Source organism: bacterium (genome assembly GCA_016703265.1).
Classification (GTDB): domain Bacteria; phylum Krumholzibacteriota; class Krumholzibacteriia; order LZORAL124-64-63; family LZORAL124-64-63; genus CAINDZ01.
Map to the genome: position 1 here is coordinate 1 of JADJCK010000004.1, position 15178 is coordinate 15178.

Genomic DNA, 15178 nt, shown 5'->3' on the forward strand with positions numbered 1-15178 from the left:
CGACTTCCGCCGCGCCGCCGCCACATGCCGCGCAAAGTTGTCCAGGATGGCCTGCCAGCCAGTGCGCTGCAGTTCCACGCTGTTCTCCGATTCGGCCTCGAACGTCTCGCGCACCGTGACGCCCCCGGGCCTTTCCACGAACTCGACGAGCACGGCGCGACCATCATCGAGCACGTACTCGAGTACCGACGGCGCGATGATCCGTGTGTACGTTCCCGAGAAGTCGAAGCCCATGCTGCCGTCCTTGGCTTCCATGTGCGCGGTGAACGTGCCGCCCACGCGCAGGTCGAGTTCGGCGCTGGTCGTGTGCCAGTCGGGCGAGGCTGTATTCCAACAGACGATGTCCGCCGGCGTGGTCCAGGCGCGCCACGCTTCGGCCGCGGATGCATCGACGGCGGTTTCGATCAGGATCTTCATGGGCGGCTCCCTTGCTGGGTAAGCGCCCATTCTATCAAGGCCGGGCGCCACTCGCCACGCAGGTGCGCTCAGGTCTTCCCCGACCGCTTCTGAAAATCCTTTTGCACCCGCCCCATGATCTTCTCCTTGCGATGCGCCTCGGCCCGCGCCCGCACATCGGTCTTCGCCGCGGCCACCTGCTGCTCGCGCTGGAGCTTGTGCCAGCTGGCCAGGCGCTCCGGGTCGAGCGCGCCCGTCTCCACCGCCTCGCGCACCGCGCAGTCCGGTTCCTCGCCGTGCCCGCAGTCGCGGAAGCGGCACAGCGGCGCCAGCGCCTCGATGTCCGGGAACGCGAGCGCGATGCCGTCCTCGTCGCCGGTCAAGCCGATCGCGCGCAGTCCCGGCGTGTCGATGATGACGCCATGCCCCGGGATGGCGACCAGCTCGCGCGCGACGGTGGTGTGGCGGCCGCGCCCGTCGTTCTCGCGGACGTCGCCCGTGGCCAGGCGCTTCTCGCCCAGCAGCGCGTTGATGAGCGTGGACTTGCCGGCGCCCGACGGCCCCAGCAGGATCGCGGTGCGGCCGGCGGCGACATGCGCCATCAACCCGGCCACGCCGACACCGTCGAGCCCGTTCACCGGCACGATCTCGACGCCGATCGCGACCTCGCCCACCGCCTCGCAGGCCGCCTCAGAATCTATCGACAGATCGCTCTTCGTCAGCACCACCACCGGCACGGCGCCCGAGCTCCAGGCCACCGACAGTTCGCGCTCGAGCCGGCGCAGGTTCGGCTCATCGGCGATGGGATGCACCACGAACACGGTGTCGACGTTGGCGGCCAGCGCCTGCACCTCGGAGGTGCGGCCGGCATCGCTGCGGACGATGGCGTTGCGCCGCGTCAGCACGGCCTCGATCAGCGAGGCGCCGTCGCCGTCGGGAACCGACAGCGCGACCCAGTCGCCGACCACCGGCAGCGCCGCGTGCCCTTCGCCGGCCTTCAACAGCCGCGCGGCCGTGCCGGCGCGCACGATGCCGTCGGCCGTCGCCACCAGCGAACTGGTGCGGTCGCCGCGGATCACGCGGCCCGCCACCAGGCCCGCGGCGGCGTGCGGGGCAAACAGTTCCTGCCAGTGCCGGGACCAGCCCAGTTCGGTGAGTGTGGTGTTCATGGCTCAAGTATAGCGCAATCGGCCGGGATCAATCACCAACGTTGTATTCGATCGACGCGACCTCGAACCGCAGGTAGACGAATTTCCCCGCCTCCGCGTGCCAGACCCCCTCGCCGTGCGACATCAGGCGGTGCGCGCCGAAATCGCGATAGGCGCTGAGCGGCGTCGACCAGCGCATCGGCGTGAACGACGTGCCGTCCTTCGCCAGGGCGCCGCGCCCGTCGGCGACGAAATCGGTGAGTTCGCCGCGGTCGTTGAACGTGAGCACCGCGCGGACGGTGCGCCCGGCGTTGGTGAAGGTCCCGTAGGCCGTGTGCGCATCGACCTGCTGCCACACGATGGCGGGGTCGACCATGGCGCCCGGCGCCATCACGCACAGGTCGTTGAACAGCGTCACCGTCTCGGCGGCGTCCATCTGCGGCCCGTGCGCATCGACCATCGTGAACACCGAGGCGACCTTCACCCGCATCGTCGCCTCCGGCCCGACGAACCGGTGGAAGGCCTGGAACGGGACGCCGAACATCACGCCATCCATCAGGAACAGTCGCGTCGGCTGGTCGAAGAAGTTGTGCTGCTCGCCGGTGAACGACATCCAGCGAGCGTCGGGTCCACTGCGGATCTGCCCGCGGAACCGCACCCGGAAGTTCTGCACCCGTGGCTGCCCGACCGCTCCCGAAAGCCGGACATAGCGCTGGATGACCTCGGGCAACGGCGCCAGGTCGGCCTCGGTGAGCAGCGGCATGGCAACGGCCCGGCCCAGCCCCTGCGCGACTTCGCGACGATACTGCGCACGATAGCTGCCCGGGGCCTGCGCCAGCCAGGCGAGCACGACGACCACCAGAACCAGCACATTGGCGATGGTCCCGAACCGCGCATCGCTCCATGACGTGAGGATCACGACCTGCGACACGACAACGGCCGCAGCTCCCACCACCCACCACATCCGCGGCCAGGCGAAGAGGGCGATCGCGGCGGCGATGAACAGCACGGCGGCCACGAGCCAGAGCGCGCCCAGCGGCCTGCTGATCGGTTGGGTGAGCAGCGGGAGCGCCGTCCCGAAGGCCTTGGCCGTGCCGAGCAGGTGGATCAGCCCGTGAGCGACGAGGATCAGCGCGAAGACATACTTCATCAGTTCAGGCTCCCGGCAGTTCGCGACAGGCAAAGGCGACGCCGGCGCCTCGTGACCCGGTCTCCTGTCAATATACTCACGGTTGGCCGGCGTGGATTACCTGTACATCGCCTTCACGTGTCCCCACCCGGCCGCCTCGACCGGCACCGAGCCGCAGGCGCCATCGACGGTGCGTTCGATATGCGTGATGATGTGGCCCGGATCGCCCATCATGCCGCAATAGGTGCGCCGGCCATACACGTCAACGATCTGGCCGATGAGGCCGAACGCCGACTCGTCGACGAGCGCAGTCATGTTTGCGGCGCTGATCTCCCCGACGAAGGTCTCCGTCCAGCAGTCTGCCTCGCAGGCGACAATCCGAAAGTACCAGGTGGCCCAGTTGATCTCCAAACGCCCGCGCAGGAATGGTGCTGTTCCACAATCCGTGAGTGCGTAACCGCGGGGATCAAGGTCGCAGTTGTGGCTGATGTACCGCCGGCTGCCATCGGGCCGCACGGCGAACGGTACGTAACGGTAGACAACGTTGTCCCGAGGCGGCGCCAAGGTGACGGTGGAGCTGAAGCTCGAGAAACCGCCCTCGTCGACCGGGACGAACGGCAGCGGCGTGTCTTCCAGGTACACATCCGGTTCGCAGGTCCCGATGGCCTCCCGCCTCAGCACAAGATGGTCGTACTCGCCGGCGATGGGATCGTAGTAGCTCCCCGCCACGGTCACCACGTGGGCGCCGTCAACGCACTCGACGCGGGCCGCCGCAACAAAGTGGGAAGCGCGGCTTTCGCCGGCTCCAAGCGCTGCAACTGTCAGACCGAAGGCCACCATCCTGGCGATATTGATTCTCATGATATCCCCCTTGCCGCTCATCCCTGCCCTGAGCCATACTGTGGGCAAGGGCATCATAGCACAGTCCCGCGCTGCCCGGTCCAGCGCCGACGCCGCAACAGGAGCACCCTCATGAACACCGACTTCCTCCGCGCCCAACTCCGCATGAGCGGCTGGTTCCTCGACCAGGCCCTCGCCGGCATCACCCATGAAGCCAGCCTGCACCCCACGCCCACCGGCCAGACCATCAACTGGCTCGTCGGCCACCTGGCCGATGCCCGCGGCGGCGCGCTGGCGCTGCTGTCGGGCGAGCGCAGCTGGCCCGACGCCGAGCTGGCCCTGTACAAGCGCGGCGCCGACTCGCTCGATCCCGCCCGTGCGCTGCCGCTCAGCGAACTGACCCGCCGCTTCGCCAGCGTGCAGGAACCGCTGTTGCAGCACCTCAAGACACTGACCGACGAGCGCGCCGCGCAGAAGGCGCCGTTCAGCCCGAGCGGCAATCCGGAGGAGACGGTGGGCAGCCTGATGGGCGTGCTCGCGTTCCACGAGGTCTATCACGTGGGGCAGGTGGGCCTGCTGCGGCGATGGGCGGGATTGGCGCGGGTGGTGTAGCGCCGGCGCACTTGCGCCGGCGCAACCCGGCACTCTACCTGAAACAAGAACACCACCACCGCCCATCCGCATACGCAGGATGCTCGAGGGGGGCACCGGACCAGCCAGGTGACCAGCAGGCACTTCTGCCAGGGCGGCCACGCTTGGGCGGAAGCCGAATTCGGAGGGGGGCGATGGCCCAGCGCCACGTCGGCAAGCAGGGCGCTGACCAGCGCCGACCTGCAGCACCCGAACACCGGCGTGCCGTGATCGCGCGCCGACACCGAGTAGAGCAACAGGCCCAGCACCACCACCAGCAGCAGGCGCGATCAACGCGGGGGAGTCACAACACCACCACAGGCGAACAGCGGCGGCAGGCCGTGAGCCCGGGCCGTCTCGATCACCTGCTGCCACCAACGAGGCGATGCCGCCCATGGCGCCGCACGGCAGCAGCCACTGCTCGAAGTAGGCCTCGATATCGACGCCGATGGCCTGGAAGATCAGCACCATGAAACCGGTTAGCACGCCGCCGCCCAGCGCGATCAGCACGTAGTAGATGAAGAGCTCGCCCGAGAAGCGGATGAAATCCATGCGTCCGGCCGACTGTCCCCAGCGACCGCCCGCGTAGGCGATGCCGACCAGCAGCCACAGCGCGATGGGCATGTGGATCGCGGAGAGGACCGCGGTCGCACCCAGTCCCTGCCCGCCGTTGGCCCCGAAGGACTGGTACAGGTTGGCGAAGACCGCCAGCGTCACCGCGCCCAGGATGGGCAGGCGCAGGGCGGCCACGGACATCTGCCGCTTCCAGACGAAGTAGCCGACAAGCAGCGGCAGCACGAACAGCGAGAGATTGGCCGCGTAGAACCCCTCAGCCTCTCCCCAGCGCAGCCCGAAGAGCGCCGGCGCCTTGATCGCCACCGCTGCGGCGATCGCCAGTCCGAACGCGACAAAGCTTCGCGCCGCGCGCCGTCGCCCCCGGCATCGCCCGCCGCCGGCACCACCACCAGCTGCTTCCAGAGTCGTTCGGAGTGTTCGAGCGCGAACTCGCGCGAGAGCGCGTCGAGGCTGCCCATGCGCTGACCGAGACGAGGAATGCCTCGTCGGCGTCGAGGCCGGAATCGACCAGGTGCGCGATCTGCTCGCGCAGGTGATCCTCGAGCTCGGCCACATCCACCGAGTGGATCGCCTGCCGGCGCTGCAGGAACGTGCGCCACTGGTTGATCTGGTCTTGAGTGCGCGGGGGCGGCTCAGGCCCCCTCGGGAAGCGGCATTCCGGATGGCGACAGGTCTGTCGGCAGCGCGGCGGACACGGTCGACCAGATGCCCCGCAGCGTGGCGTCTACCGCCTGCCACTGCCGGCGGTCCTCGACGAGCTGCGCGCGGCCGCCGGGGGTGATCCGGTAGTACTTGCGGCGGCGGCCGGTTTCGGCCACTTCCCACCGCGCCTCGACATGGCCCAGCCGCTCCAGCCGGTGCAGGACCGGGTAGAGCATCCCGTCGGTCCACTCCATGCTGCCCTGGGATAACTCCCCTACCCGCTTGATGATGGCGTATCCGTAGCTGTCCTCTTCGGCCAGGATCGCCAGCACGATCGGGGTCGACGAGGCGGCCATCAGGTCCTTGCTGATCTCCATGGATTCCCCTGCCTTCGGCTGCGGCTTTTACCTCGCAGAACTATACATTGATCTGCTATGTATGTCAAGCCCGGGAGAGCGGTTTGGTCGGGGGCAAAAAAAAGGCCCCAGGCCGGGAAATCGGGTGCGCGGAGGGTTGCGGCAGGGCTCGCGCCTGAATCACGGGCATCGGCCCGCCGGCCTGCGACCGCGATGCGCGGACTCAAACGATGACGATTTGTTGCGCCACTAAGCACGCACGCGTCACCAAAAAAGAAACCCCGCCACTCGAAGAGTGGCGGGGCTTTTCATCAACCCGTGGGCTGACGGTTCGGCTTACCAGCGACCGCCGCCGCCGCCGCCGCCACCGCTGCGACCGCCACCACCGTAGCCGCCGCCGCCGCCGCCGCTGCGACCGCCGCCACCGAAGCCGCCGCCGCCGCCGCCACGGGGCTTGTCCTCGGCCTGGTTCACGCGCAGTGCGCGCCCGCCCATTTCCTTGCCGTCAAGGGCCTGGATAACGCCGGAAATCGCGTCGTCGTCCATCTCGATGAAGCCGAAGCCACGGGGACGACCCGTCTCACGGTCGTTGATCAGCGCAACCGAGTGCACGGTGCCATGCTGACCGAACAGCTGGCGGAGTTCGTCTTCGGTCGCGGTGAAGGGCAGATTGCCGATGTACAGTTTCTTCAAGATCTTTTCTCCATGTGCCGGCTTGCCGGCTTAACCAAGCGCTCATGATCGGTGGCTAGTTCCACCAGGACCCATCGCACTTCTAGCTCTCCGGCTATCGTACTGATCGCCGGCATCGTCAACAGCAACCTCGTCGGACATGCCGTCGGGTGGTTACCGTCCGGACAATATAGCACGTCCAGCGCTATTTCAACATGGTCACTGTGCGGCGGTCCGTCCGGGCCCCCGCCACCAGCTCGATGACGTAGGCCCCGCTGGCCTGCCGCCGCCCCCGGCCGTCGGTCCCGTCCCAGGTCACGGTCCGGGTTCCGGCCGCGAACGTGCCCTCTTCCAGCACCCGGACCAGCCGGCCCTCCAGGTCATGGACGGACACCCGCACCGCAGAAGCGCCCTCAAGGGCGTAACTGATTGATACGCGCGGATTAAATGGATTCGGGTATGCAGTATTCAAGCCCGTGGCCCGGGGGATGGCAGCGGTGTCATCCACCCCGGATGGGGTGCCGGCCGCCCGCAGCTCGATATTGTCGATGCCCACCGTGGCCGCAACGGGGGCCGGCGGGAACGTCGGCAGCGGGTTGTGCATCAGGCGCACCTCGCTCGTGGCGGCCAGCGCGCCGGCGGCGGAACCCGCCAGGACGACCAGGTCGGTGGCCTTGATCGCGAACTGGACCTCCATCCAGCCGCTGCCCGAGGGCACCGCCACCACCTGCGTGACGGCCGCGTTCGTGCCGGCCAGGTCGGTGAACAGAAGCCGGAGGCTCAGGTCGGTGGCGCCGAAATTGTTGACATCCATTACCACGGAACCGGCCCCGGCAGTCCCGTAGTCGCCCGCCCACTGGCCCAGATTGAAGGCGACCAGGCGGCTGCCGGCCCCGAAGGTGCCGGAGGAGCGCAACTGCAGGTAATTGTCGTTGGCGCCGCCCGGACCGCCGGTGGCCACGTTCTGGGGCGGCAGGGGATTCGGGACGCCGGACGACCAGCCGCTGGTGGTGCCGTCCTCGAAGGTGTCGGTCTGGCCGATGGTCAGGGCCAGGGCGGGCGCGGCTATCAGCATCGCTGCTGTGGCGATGGCGGTCATGTACGGGTGCCTGAGGGTCATGGTGGTTCTCCCGGTCCAGAGTGGGGGCGAACCGGGAAAGAATATCAAAATCGTCGGATATTTGCACGCAGGCGTTACCGCACCAGCATCAACTTCCGCGTCTCCGCATAATCGCCGGCCCGCAACCCCGCGAAGTAGACCCCCGACGGCAGCGGCAATCCGTGCGCATCGGTCGCCTCCCAGACCACGCGATGCGTGCCCGCCGCCATCTCGCCATCCACGAGGCCGGCCACCTGCCGCCCCTGCAGGTCGAAGATGTCCAGCCGGCAACGGGCAGGCTGCGCCAGTTCGAAGGCGATCTCGGTGCGCGGGTTGAAGGGATTGGGCCACGAGCCCAGCAGGCGGGTCGCGTTGGTGGGCGTCTCGTCGACCGCCGAGGTGTCCTCGAGTTCGACGATGACGACCGTGGTGCCCGCGGCGGCGATGTCGACGTCGATGGTGCAGACGGTGGGCTCGCCCGTGGCGTCGACCTGGGCCAGCGTGCCGCCGGTGACGAGATAGCCGGCGGCGCCGTGCGGCATCGCCACCTGGATGCGCCCGTTCTCGAAGCGCTCCGCATAGCCGTTGTGGATCTCGACCTGGACCTGGTTGTGCATGCCGTCGTTGGCCGGCAGGTAATCCACGGTCAGGGTCTGCCCGTTGAGGCCGGCCTCGAGGGTGGGCCGCGGGTTCAGTTGGCCGTTGGCAAAGCGCACCAGGCGGAAGGGCCGGTTGGTGCCGCCCGCGTTGTCGGTCAGGATGTTGTAGGGCGCGGTCGCATCCTCGCGGTTCGAGTGCACGTGGCCGCCCAGCGCCATGTCGAGCCCCAGCGTCGCCAGGTTCAGCTGGCTGGCGAAATCGTAGTGGTACAGGAGCACCTTCGTGTCACGAGTGGTGGCCGCCAGGTCCATCTGCAGCCACAGCAGCTGGTGCGTGGTGAAGCTCGTGGCGCCGTAGTGCTCGAAGCGCCAGCCGTCGTAGTTGTCGTAGACTTCCATCGCGGCGAAGTGCACCGGGCCGTAGTCGAAGCTGTAGTTCTGCGTGCGCAGCGGCGCGCCGATGGGCGGATTGTCGAGCCGCTTCCAGCCGAAGAAGCGCCACCAGGTGCGGCGCGAGGTGCCGTCGGGCGGCGGCGTGTCGTCCCAGCCTCCGATGTCGTGGTTGCCCGCGATCAGGTACACCGGCACCCGGAACTCGCGCAGTTGCTGCTGCCCGCGACTGTAGTGGCGCTTGCCGAGGTAGTCCTCCATCTCGCCGTCGTTGATGAAGTCGCCGGTGATCGCCGCGAAGGCCGGGTTGATGATGTTCACGTCGTTGATGATGTGCCGCAGGCTGATCGTGTTCGAACTGTCGGCGTCGGCCCCGCTCTCGTACCAGTAGAGATAGGTCGGCAGGTGCGTGTCGGTCAGCTGGACGAAGTAGAAGTCGTCGGGATACGCCGCCTGCACCTTGACCGCCTGGCGCGTGACATCGTTGAGGCCGCCGTTCGCCGTCACCCGCAGGTCGTACAGGTCGAGCACCGGCACCGACGGCACCTGGGCGGTCAGCGTCCACCAGAGCGTCGAGGCGTCGTAGCTCGAGGACTGCAGCGCCAGCGGGATGTTGAAGCCCCCGCGCTCGAGACTGGCGGTCCAGCCGGTCGTCGCCGGCGCGGCCGCGCAGGAGATCTCGAGGGTACCGCCGGGCAGCACGATCGACGGGATGTTGAGCAGCGGCTTCTGGATCACGGTGAGCGTGTCACCGAGGGCCCAGGGCTGGGCGTGGGCGGTAGTGCCCAGGAGGGCCACGGTGACCAAGGTGGCCAAGGCGAACAAGTTGGCCAAATGGGCCACGCACGCGAAGCGGGAGGACTTCATCGGTTGCGATCCTGTCGCTGGGGAGGTTGGACGAGTGGTAATGATAGCAGGGTTGGGGAGTGGGGATCAACGTGGGTGGTGCGCGGACTCACGAGCGTTTCGGCCCGTGCGGACTACCGGAACTGCCCACCACCCTCGACTGCGTGCCGCTCCAGCTGATCGATTGCGTCCACGATCAATCTGCGCGCTGTGATCGCAAAGGCTTCGATGCTCGGCGGCATCGACGCCAGCAGACCATTGGCGCAAGTATGGTGCCCCTGCTCCAGATCGAAAGGGCTCTGCACGAGTTGACGCAACCCCGAACCTGCACGCCCGGCCAACTGGCGCCATTCGTCGGGGAAGCTGCGGCGCAGTGCTGTTGCCCAAAGTTCGGGCCATTTCTCGAGGGCGGCTTCGTCTTCACCCGACGCAAGCCGGGCAAGGGCAATGACGCGTCCCAGGTCCTTGTTGCTCCGCTTGATGGACGGACGCCCCGCGAAGCCGCCCGACATTGTTTGGTGCCCGATTGTCGGATGCTCGAGCAGGTTGGCCAATGCCATCATCTCCGGACGGGCAACCGCGAGTCCGAACGGTGTCGGGAGCGGATCGACCGTCGCGAGGGCCAGAAAGCCGAAGCTGCCGAGGCCCATGTGTCCGGCCTCGGTCGGCAATCGCAACCACTTCAGATCCCGTTGAGCGGATGATTCGGGCACAGTGAGCAGTTCCAGAAACCACCCGGCGCGATCGGATCGCTGCAGGCGAACCGCAGGGAGTTCGTCCTCCGGAGTTTGCGCATCGCCCGGAGTCCTCCCCTGCGGTCCTTCCATAAATAGCCATCCGGCGGCAAGGAGTCGATTGGTGATCGCCGTACCCGCGGGCAGTGCCGCCATCCGCGGTGACAGCAGGCAATCGGCATCCTTGGTTCGCACCACCATCTCGCCTTGCGACGCGAAATAGCGGTATCCCGCGGCCAAACTGCCAATGATGATCATGCTCTGGCGACAATCCTCAGGCACCGCTTCGGCGATCTCACGTAGCACCCGCGATGGCGAGATTGCGTGGTATCCATCACCTGTCATAGCGGGTCACCTCGTTCCGTCGCGACTCCAGGTGATCCAGGAGTTGCTGAGCCTGAACATCCAAGCGGGCGTCATGGAGATCAAGAAGGCACTCCACCGGGTCGACCACGAGTGCCCCGTCGTCAACGGTCTCGAAAAGGCTGACACGGCGCCTCAGGTAGTGGACGGCAAGCCTCACCGCGCGCTGCGGATCGCTGGTGGCGACAAGTCCCGGATCGAGTCTCTCCACCGGCAGAAGCTCGACGCCGGACAAAGGTGCGTGCACGCAGATGTCGAGCCGCGGAGCACTCACGATGTCCAGCGAGGGCATGTGGTGGCGGGCCCCGAAGACGCCACCGATGGCAAGATCGCAGCGCTCCAGTTGGCGCACCTTCCGTTCCAGGTATTCAGCCGAACGAGATTGTCCGGATCGATCTTCATACCGCATGGTCGTCCGCGCGGCAGAGGCCGTGACGAGCAGGCGACGCCAGGCTTCTTCGGGGAAGTATGCCAGTTCCACGCGCCGATCGCGCGTGCGCGTGACGGCAGAGCCGAGCGAATGGAGAGCCGCCGCAACGGTGCGGTAGCTGCAGCCGACGGTCTTCGCGAGCCAATCCGCGGTCAGCGGCCCGGAACCGGCGTACCGCTGCTGCAGCAACACGCGCAGGACTTCCGATTGCATCGACGGGCGCGGCAATGGGAACGAGTGTGATCCGGCCGTCGTCGCGAGTCGCGTGATCTCTTCCCAGATCCGGATCGGGAGCTCGCTTGGGCGGCGAGCTTCCGGATCGGTTCCGGCAAAGACGATATGCAGGTTCCGGGCAACATCCTGGCGAAGTGCGGGGGCCAGACGCTCGAGTTGCTCGAGGACGGTTGCTTCGGAGAGCCTTGAGTTCACGAGCGCCAGGTACCCGCTCTTCCCGGGGTGCTCGCCCAGCAACTGCGCAAGCTGCACCAGCCCCGCCTGAACTTCGCGCAGAGCCGAGACATTCCACTTTACTTCCACAACCGAGCTATCGTCTTCACAATCAACGGGATACACTGGAAGACACTCCTTCGGCGTGACCACGTGAGCTCGCTGCCGATGCAGCATAGCAGAAATGATGCCGCATGTCAATATTGCATCCGCATATCAATCATGCATCTTCATATCAATGATGGGCGCTCACGCCGCACGCTGTCGATGGGATCGCCGACATGCTATTCTGTACACGATGCGTACCCCGCTCCTCCTCACCCTCCTGCTGCTCGGCTGCCTCCAGGCTGCGATCGCGCCTGTCACGTCGCCTGTCCAGGTCGAGCGGAGCCTGCAGTTGCGCGGCGGCCCCGTCGAGGCCCCGCCCGCGCCGGCCGACAACACGACCACGCTCAAGCGGCTGAACGATACGTCACGACAGTCGGCCCTGACCGGCGACGGGAAGCTGCAGAAGGGCATCCTCGCCGGGGCGCTGCACCATGTGCCCGCTGCTGATGCGGCGTCATCGCGAATGGACGTCGCCGGGCCGTCCACTGCCGAATCCATCCACCAGCGCCCGCCGAAGCCGCGGGCTCCGCCGTTCGCTCCTTCCTGCTAGTCGCTGACGAATGTTCACCGTCGAAGTGATCAAGGCCACGGTCGGCCCGATGCCGGCCACAGGGAGGAGACTGCAATGTCGAACCGCGAAGAACTCGATACCGACAGGAAGACCAGCGACCCGTCCAAGCCGAAGACGTGGCAGCAGAAGTATGGAGCCGCGCTGATGCTGGTCGGCTTTGGATTGCTGATGGTCCTGATGGTCGTGATGCAGAAGTCGATGCAGTAGCGATGGTGCGGGTGGGCCGGAGGGGACTCCGGCCCACCGCTTGACTTGCGCCGGCGCAATTGTCCCGATTCAGCGGATCAGCGCCAGACTCACCGTCTCCACCATGCCCCCCGACTCGAGGCGCGCGAAGTAGCTGCCGGAGCCCACCGCGCGACCCGCCGCATCGCGCCCGTCCCAGTTCACCTGCTGCGATCCCGCAGGCAATCCGCCATCGACGAGCGTCCGCACGAGACGACCGGCCAGGTCGTGGACGCTCAACCGCACGTGCGATGCTTCTTGCAGTGCGAAGCGGATGGTCGTCCGGGGATTGAACGGATTGGGCGCAGCGCCCAGATGCGCGCGGAGGCCTGCCACCGGCACGCGCGAGGTTTCCGCAAGAACTTCCAGCACCTGCACGCCGCTGCCGCCGCAGGCGACCGCGACGTGGCGGCCAATCGCCTGCGCCTGGATCGCGAAGCCCACGGTGGCGAATGACGTGACGAGGGTAGGCGCCGCTGGATCCGCGACGGAGACGACGGCCAGGCCCGCGTCGCCGGCCGCCACCAGGGCCAGGTCGCCGACCAGGCTCACCTCCGTCGCGAGTCCGCTTGTCGGCAGGGTCGCCATCAGGAACGGCGCGCCCGGGTCGGCAACGTCGAGCAGCACCACGCCGCCGGTGCCGTCGGCCACCACGCAGAGATCGCCCGCGACCGCCAGGCCGTTGGCTTCGCCGGCGGTATCGAAGAAGCCCACTTCCACCGGCAGCAGCGGATTGCCGACATCGATGATTCGCACGCCGGACAGGTAGTCGGCGACATAGGCGTACGCGCCCTGCACGACCACGTCGCTGGCGAAGTCGGGCGTGTCCACGGCGCCGACGAGGAGCGGCGCGGCGGCATTGCTGATGTCGATCACGTGCAGGCCGAACGCCTTGTCCGCCACGTAGGCATGGGTGCCGGCGACATCGACGCTGAGGGCCAGGCCCGGGGTGTCGACGGCGCCCACCTCGACCAGGCTTGTCGGCGTGGACAGGTCGATGATGCGCAGGCCCGACGTGCGGTCGACCAGGTACGCCAGGGAACCGACGATGACGGCGTTGCGCGCGAACGCCGGCGTGTCCAGGGTGTCGAGCGCCACGGGCGCCAGCGGGTCGGCCAGGTCGAGCAGCACGACGCCGGCATTGTGATCGGCCACCAGGCACAGGTTGCCGGACACCGCCACGCCGTACGCCTGGCCGGGAGTGTCGACGATCGAGGCCGGCAGCGGCGGCACCAGCACCTGGGCCGCGGCCGGCAAGGCGCACAGGGCCAGGAAGCTCGCGGCAGCGGCGGCGACCACGAGGCGGCAGGGGGCCATGGTGACGTCCTCGGTTCAAGGAGAGAGGGTCGCGCCGGGCTGCTGGATCTGCGGCCCGGCCGTCGCTTCGCCATCTTATACCATTTCTATACCATACGCAACGACAATCGTTTACGGCCTTTAATCACCTCATATGAATCATTCTATTGCTTTTATGTCTAGCATATGTATAATTTCTTCCCCGCTTGGGGCCCCAGGGAATCGACGGTTCAATGAGAGGAAGACAACCGTGAGGAAGACCTTCGGAACCACCGCGCTGCTCGCCTGCGCGTTGACGTTGCTGCTCGCTTCATCCGACGCCGAGGCTTCCAGCCTGGGTCGGCTGCACCGCGAGCGCCTGGAAGTCGGGCGCGCGCTCATCGAGGCCCAGTCCTCGAACTGGCAGGCGATCCTGCCGTACTACACCGCGGACATCGAGTACCACGACCCGGTCGTCGATATCTACGGCATCGACATGATGACGGAGTTCCTCGGTCGGCTGTTCACCAGCTCCGGGGACCTGGTCACGACCATCGAGGACGAGACCCTGCTCAACGGCGTGTACTCGGCGAGCTGGACGATGGTGGGCCAGTTCAACGGCGTTCCCTACAGCGCCAAGGGCATCTCGATCATCAAGTTCCGCGGCCTGAGCAAGCGCGTGTACTACCAGCGCGACTACTACTCAGAGAACGACATCATGATCAACATTCCCGGCCTCGACCAGGCGGCGATCGGGTTCCGGACGTACTACCGCTGCGCCGTGGATCCCACGTTCGAGTGCCCCCTCGAGACCGCCGCGACCACGATCAAGCCGACGGACAACCTGCCGAGCGCGGACAAGAGCTGGAACTCGATTGTTTCGGCGATCCGGCTCCGTCGGGAGCGCCTGGAGATCGGCCGCGCTCTCATCGAGATCAACAACGCGGACTGGCAGTCGCTGCTGCCCTACTACACCAACGACATCGAGTACCACGACCCGATCGTCGACATCTACGGCATCGACACGCTGGTGCCGTTCCTGGGCCGGCTCTTCGCCAGCTCCGGGGATCTCATCACCACGGTCGAGGACGAGTCGCTGGTCGACGGTGTCTACACGGCGACCTGGACGATGGCCGGACTGTTCAACGGCATCCCGTACAGCGCCAAGGGCATGTCGATCCTGAAATTCCGCCCCGGGAGCGCGCAGGCCTACTACTCGCGGGACTACTACACCGAGGGTGACATCATGGCCACCGTCCCGGGCCTGGACCAGGCGATCGGCGGGTTCCGCACGTACTACCGGTGCGCGGTGGATCCCACCTTCACCTGCCCCCTGCCCCCGGCGGGGACCCTCGAGGCCGGGAACGGCAAGTCCGACGGCCCGCAGTCCGCCTCCGCGTTCAGCCTGCGGCAGAACGCGCCGAACCCCTTCAACCCGACCACGGAGATCTCCTTCGTGGTGCCCGACGGGGGCGCGAACGTCTCGCTGCGCGTCTATGACATCACCGGGCGCCTGGTGCGGACGCTGGTCGAGGGGAACGAGCCCGCGGGCACGCGGTCGGTCACCTGGTCCGGCGAGAACGACCGGGGGCAGCCGGTGCCCAGCGGTACGTACTTCTATCACCTGACGGGGCCGTCGTTCTCCGAGAAGAAGAAGATGGTGTTGCTGAAGTAGCGGACGATGGAACGGAGAGGATGAACC

15 protein-coding genes are annotated in these 15178 nt (G+C 67.1%); 4 read left to right on the forward strand and 11 right to left on the reverse strand.

Features of this window, described 5'->3' with window-relative positions; translation table 11 throughout:
• The 4 genes from IPG61_07230 to IPG61_07245 all read right to left on the reverse strand — a co-directional run.
• Positions 1–417: SRPBCC family protein (locus IPG61_07230; GenBank protein ID MBK6733873.1), on the reverse strand; the 417-nt coding region annotated here is incomplete at its 3' end.
• A gap of 68 nt (positions 418–485) precedes the next feature.
• A complete protein-coding gene (gene rsgA, locus IPG61_07235) occupies positions 486–1565 on the reverse strand; it encodes a ribosome small subunit-dependent GTPase A (GenBank protein ID MBK6733874.1) in 1080 nt (359 codons plus the stop codon).
• A 28-nt stretch (positions 1566–1593) separates the two neighbouring features.
• Entirely contained in the window at positions 1594–2694 is a 1101-nt protein-coding gene (locus IPG61_07240; GenBank protein MBK6733875.1) for a hypothetical protein, read from the reverse strand.
• Positions 2695–2790: 96 nt separating this feature from the next.
• A complete protein-coding gene (locus IPG61_07245; GenBank protein MBK6733876.1) occupies positions 2791–3534 on the reverse strand; it encodes a hypothetical protein in 744 nt (247 codons plus the stop codon).
• Between the two features lie 111 nt (positions 3535–3645).
• Between IPG61_07245 and IPG61_07250 the strand changes: the two genes are divergently transcribed.
• Positions 3646–4125, forward strand: coding sequence for a DinB family protein (locus tag IPG61_07250; protein MBK6733877.1), 480 nt, complete (start codon positions 3646–3648; stop codon positions 4123–4125).
• 1226 nt (positions 4126–5351) lie between these two features.
• Here the strand turns inward: IPG61_07250 and IPG61_07255 are convergent.
• The 6 genes from IPG61_07255 to IPG61_07280 all read right to left on the reverse strand — a co-directional run bounded on the left by IPG61_07255 (position 5352) and on the right by IPG61_07280 (position 11423).
• Complete coding sequence (locus IPG61_07255; protein MBK6733878.1) at positions 5352–5738, reverse strand: helix-turn-helix transcriptional regulator; 387 nt, start codon at positions 5736–5738, stop codon at positions 5352–5354.
• A gap of 315 nt (positions 5739–6053) precedes the next feature.
• Positions 6054–6413 carry an RNA-binding protein gene (locus IPG61_07260; GenBank protein ID MBK6733879.1) on the reverse strand — a complete coding sequence of 120 codons (360 nt, stop codon included), beginning with the start codon at positions 6411–6413 and terminating at the stop codon, positions 6054–6056.
• Positions 6414–6594: 181 nt separating this feature from the next.
• On the reverse strand, positions 6595–7509 hold the full coding sequence (locus tag IPG61_07265; protein ID MBK6733880.1) for a T9SS type A sorting domain-containing protein: 915 nt from the start codon (positions 7507–7509) through the stop codon (positions 6595–6597).
• Between the two features lie 74 nt (positions 7510–7583).
• The gene (locus tag IPG61_07270) at positions 7584–9344 is read right to left on the reverse strand and encodes a metallophosphoesterase (protein MBK6733881.1); all 1761 of its coding nucleotides are present in this window, start codon (positions 9342–9344) and stop codon (positions 7584–7586) included.
• 113 nt (positions 9345–9457) lie between these two features.
• The gene (locus IPG61_07275) at positions 9458–10315 is read right to left on the reverse strand and encodes a hypothetical protein (GenBank protein MBK6733882.1); all 858 of its coding nucleotides are present in this window, start codon (positions 10313–10315) and stop codon (positions 9458–9460) included.
• 76 nt (positions 10316–10391) lie between these two features.
• On the reverse strand, positions 10392–11423 hold the full coding sequence (locus tag IPG61_07280; GenBank protein MBK6733883.1) for a hypothetical protein: 1032 nt from the start codon (positions 11421–11423) through the stop codon (positions 10392–10394).
• Between the two features lie 172 nt (positions 11424–11595).
• Between IPG61_07280 and IPG61_07285 the strand changes: the two genes are divergently transcribed.
• Positions 11596–11955: a hypothetical protein gene (locus IPG61_07285; protein MBK6733884.1), complete on the forward strand. Its 360-nt coding sequence runs from the start codon at positions 11596–11598 to the stop codon at positions 11953–11955.
• Positions 11956–12030: 75 nt separating this feature from the next.
• Entirely contained in the window at positions 12031–12183 is a 153-nt protein-coding gene (locus IPG61_07290) for a hypothetical protein (GenBank protein MBK6733885.1), read from the forward strand.
• Between the two features lie 69 nt (positions 12184–12252).
• Here the strand turns inward: IPG61_07290 and IPG61_07295 are convergent, their stop codons facing one another.
• The gene (locus IPG61_07295; GenBank protein ID MBK6733886.1) at positions 12253–13518 is read right to left on the reverse strand and encodes a hypothetical protein; all 1266 of its coding nucleotides are present in this window, start codon (positions 13516–13518) and stop codon (positions 12253–12255) included.
• Positions 13519–13747: 229 nt separating this feature from the next.
• Here IPG61_07295 and IPG61_07300 point away from each other — a divergent pair, with 229 nt between their 5' ends.
• Positions 13748–15151 (forward strand): T9SS type A sorting domain-containing protein, encoded by a 1404-nt coding sequence (locus tag IPG61_07300; protein ID MBK6733887.1) that lies wholly within the window; start codon positions 13748–13750, stop codon positions 15149–15151.
• Positions 15152–15178: the final 27 nt, after the last annotated feature.

Bases quoted from the DNA above. Each gene is read 5' to 3' on its own strand.
- rsgA (MBK6733874.1), bottom strand. From the start codon at position 1,565: ATGAACACCACACTCACCGAACTGGGCTGGTCCCGGCACTGGCAGGAA.
- IPG61_07295 (MBK6733886.1), bottom strand. From the start codon at position 13,518: ATGGCCCCCTGCCGCCTCGTGGTCGCCGCCGCTGCCGCGAGCTTCCTG.
- IPG61_07255 (MBK6733878.1), bottom strand. From the start codon at position 5,738: ATGGAGATCAGCAAGGACCTGATGGCCGCCTCGTCGACCCCGATCGTG.
- IPG61_07250 (MBK6733877.1), top strand. From the start codon at position 3,646: ATGAACACCGACTTCCTCCGCGCCCAACTCCGCATGAGCGGCTGGTTC.
- IPG61_07270 (MBK6733881.1), bottom strand. From the start codon at position 9,344: ATGAAGTCCTCCCGCTTCGCGTGCGTGGCCCATTTGGCCAACTTGTTC.
- IPG61_07290 (MBK6733885.1), top strand. From the start codon at position 12,031: ATGTCGAACCGCGAAGAACTCGATACCGACAGGAAGACCAGCGACCCG.
- IPG61_07245 (MBK6733876.1), bottom strand. From the start codon at position 3,534: ATGAGAATCAATATCGCCAGGATGGTGGCCTTCGGTCTGACAGTTGCA.
- IPG61_07275 (MBK6733882.1), bottom strand. From the start codon at position 10,315: ATGATCATCATTGGCAGTTTGGCCGCGGGATACCGCTATTTCGCGTCG.
- IPG61_07265 (MBK6733880.1), bottom strand. From the start codon at position 7,509: ATGACCCTCAGGCACCCGTACATGACCGCCATCGCCACAGCAGCGATG.
- IPG61_07285 (MBK6733884.1), top strand. From the start codon at position 11,596: ATGCGTACCCCGCTCCTCCTCACCCTCCTGCTGCTCGGCTGCCTCCAG.
- IPG61_07240 (MBK6733875.1), bottom strand. From the start codon at position 2,694: ATGAAGTATGTCTTCGCGCTGATCCTCGTCGCTCACGGGCTGATCCAC.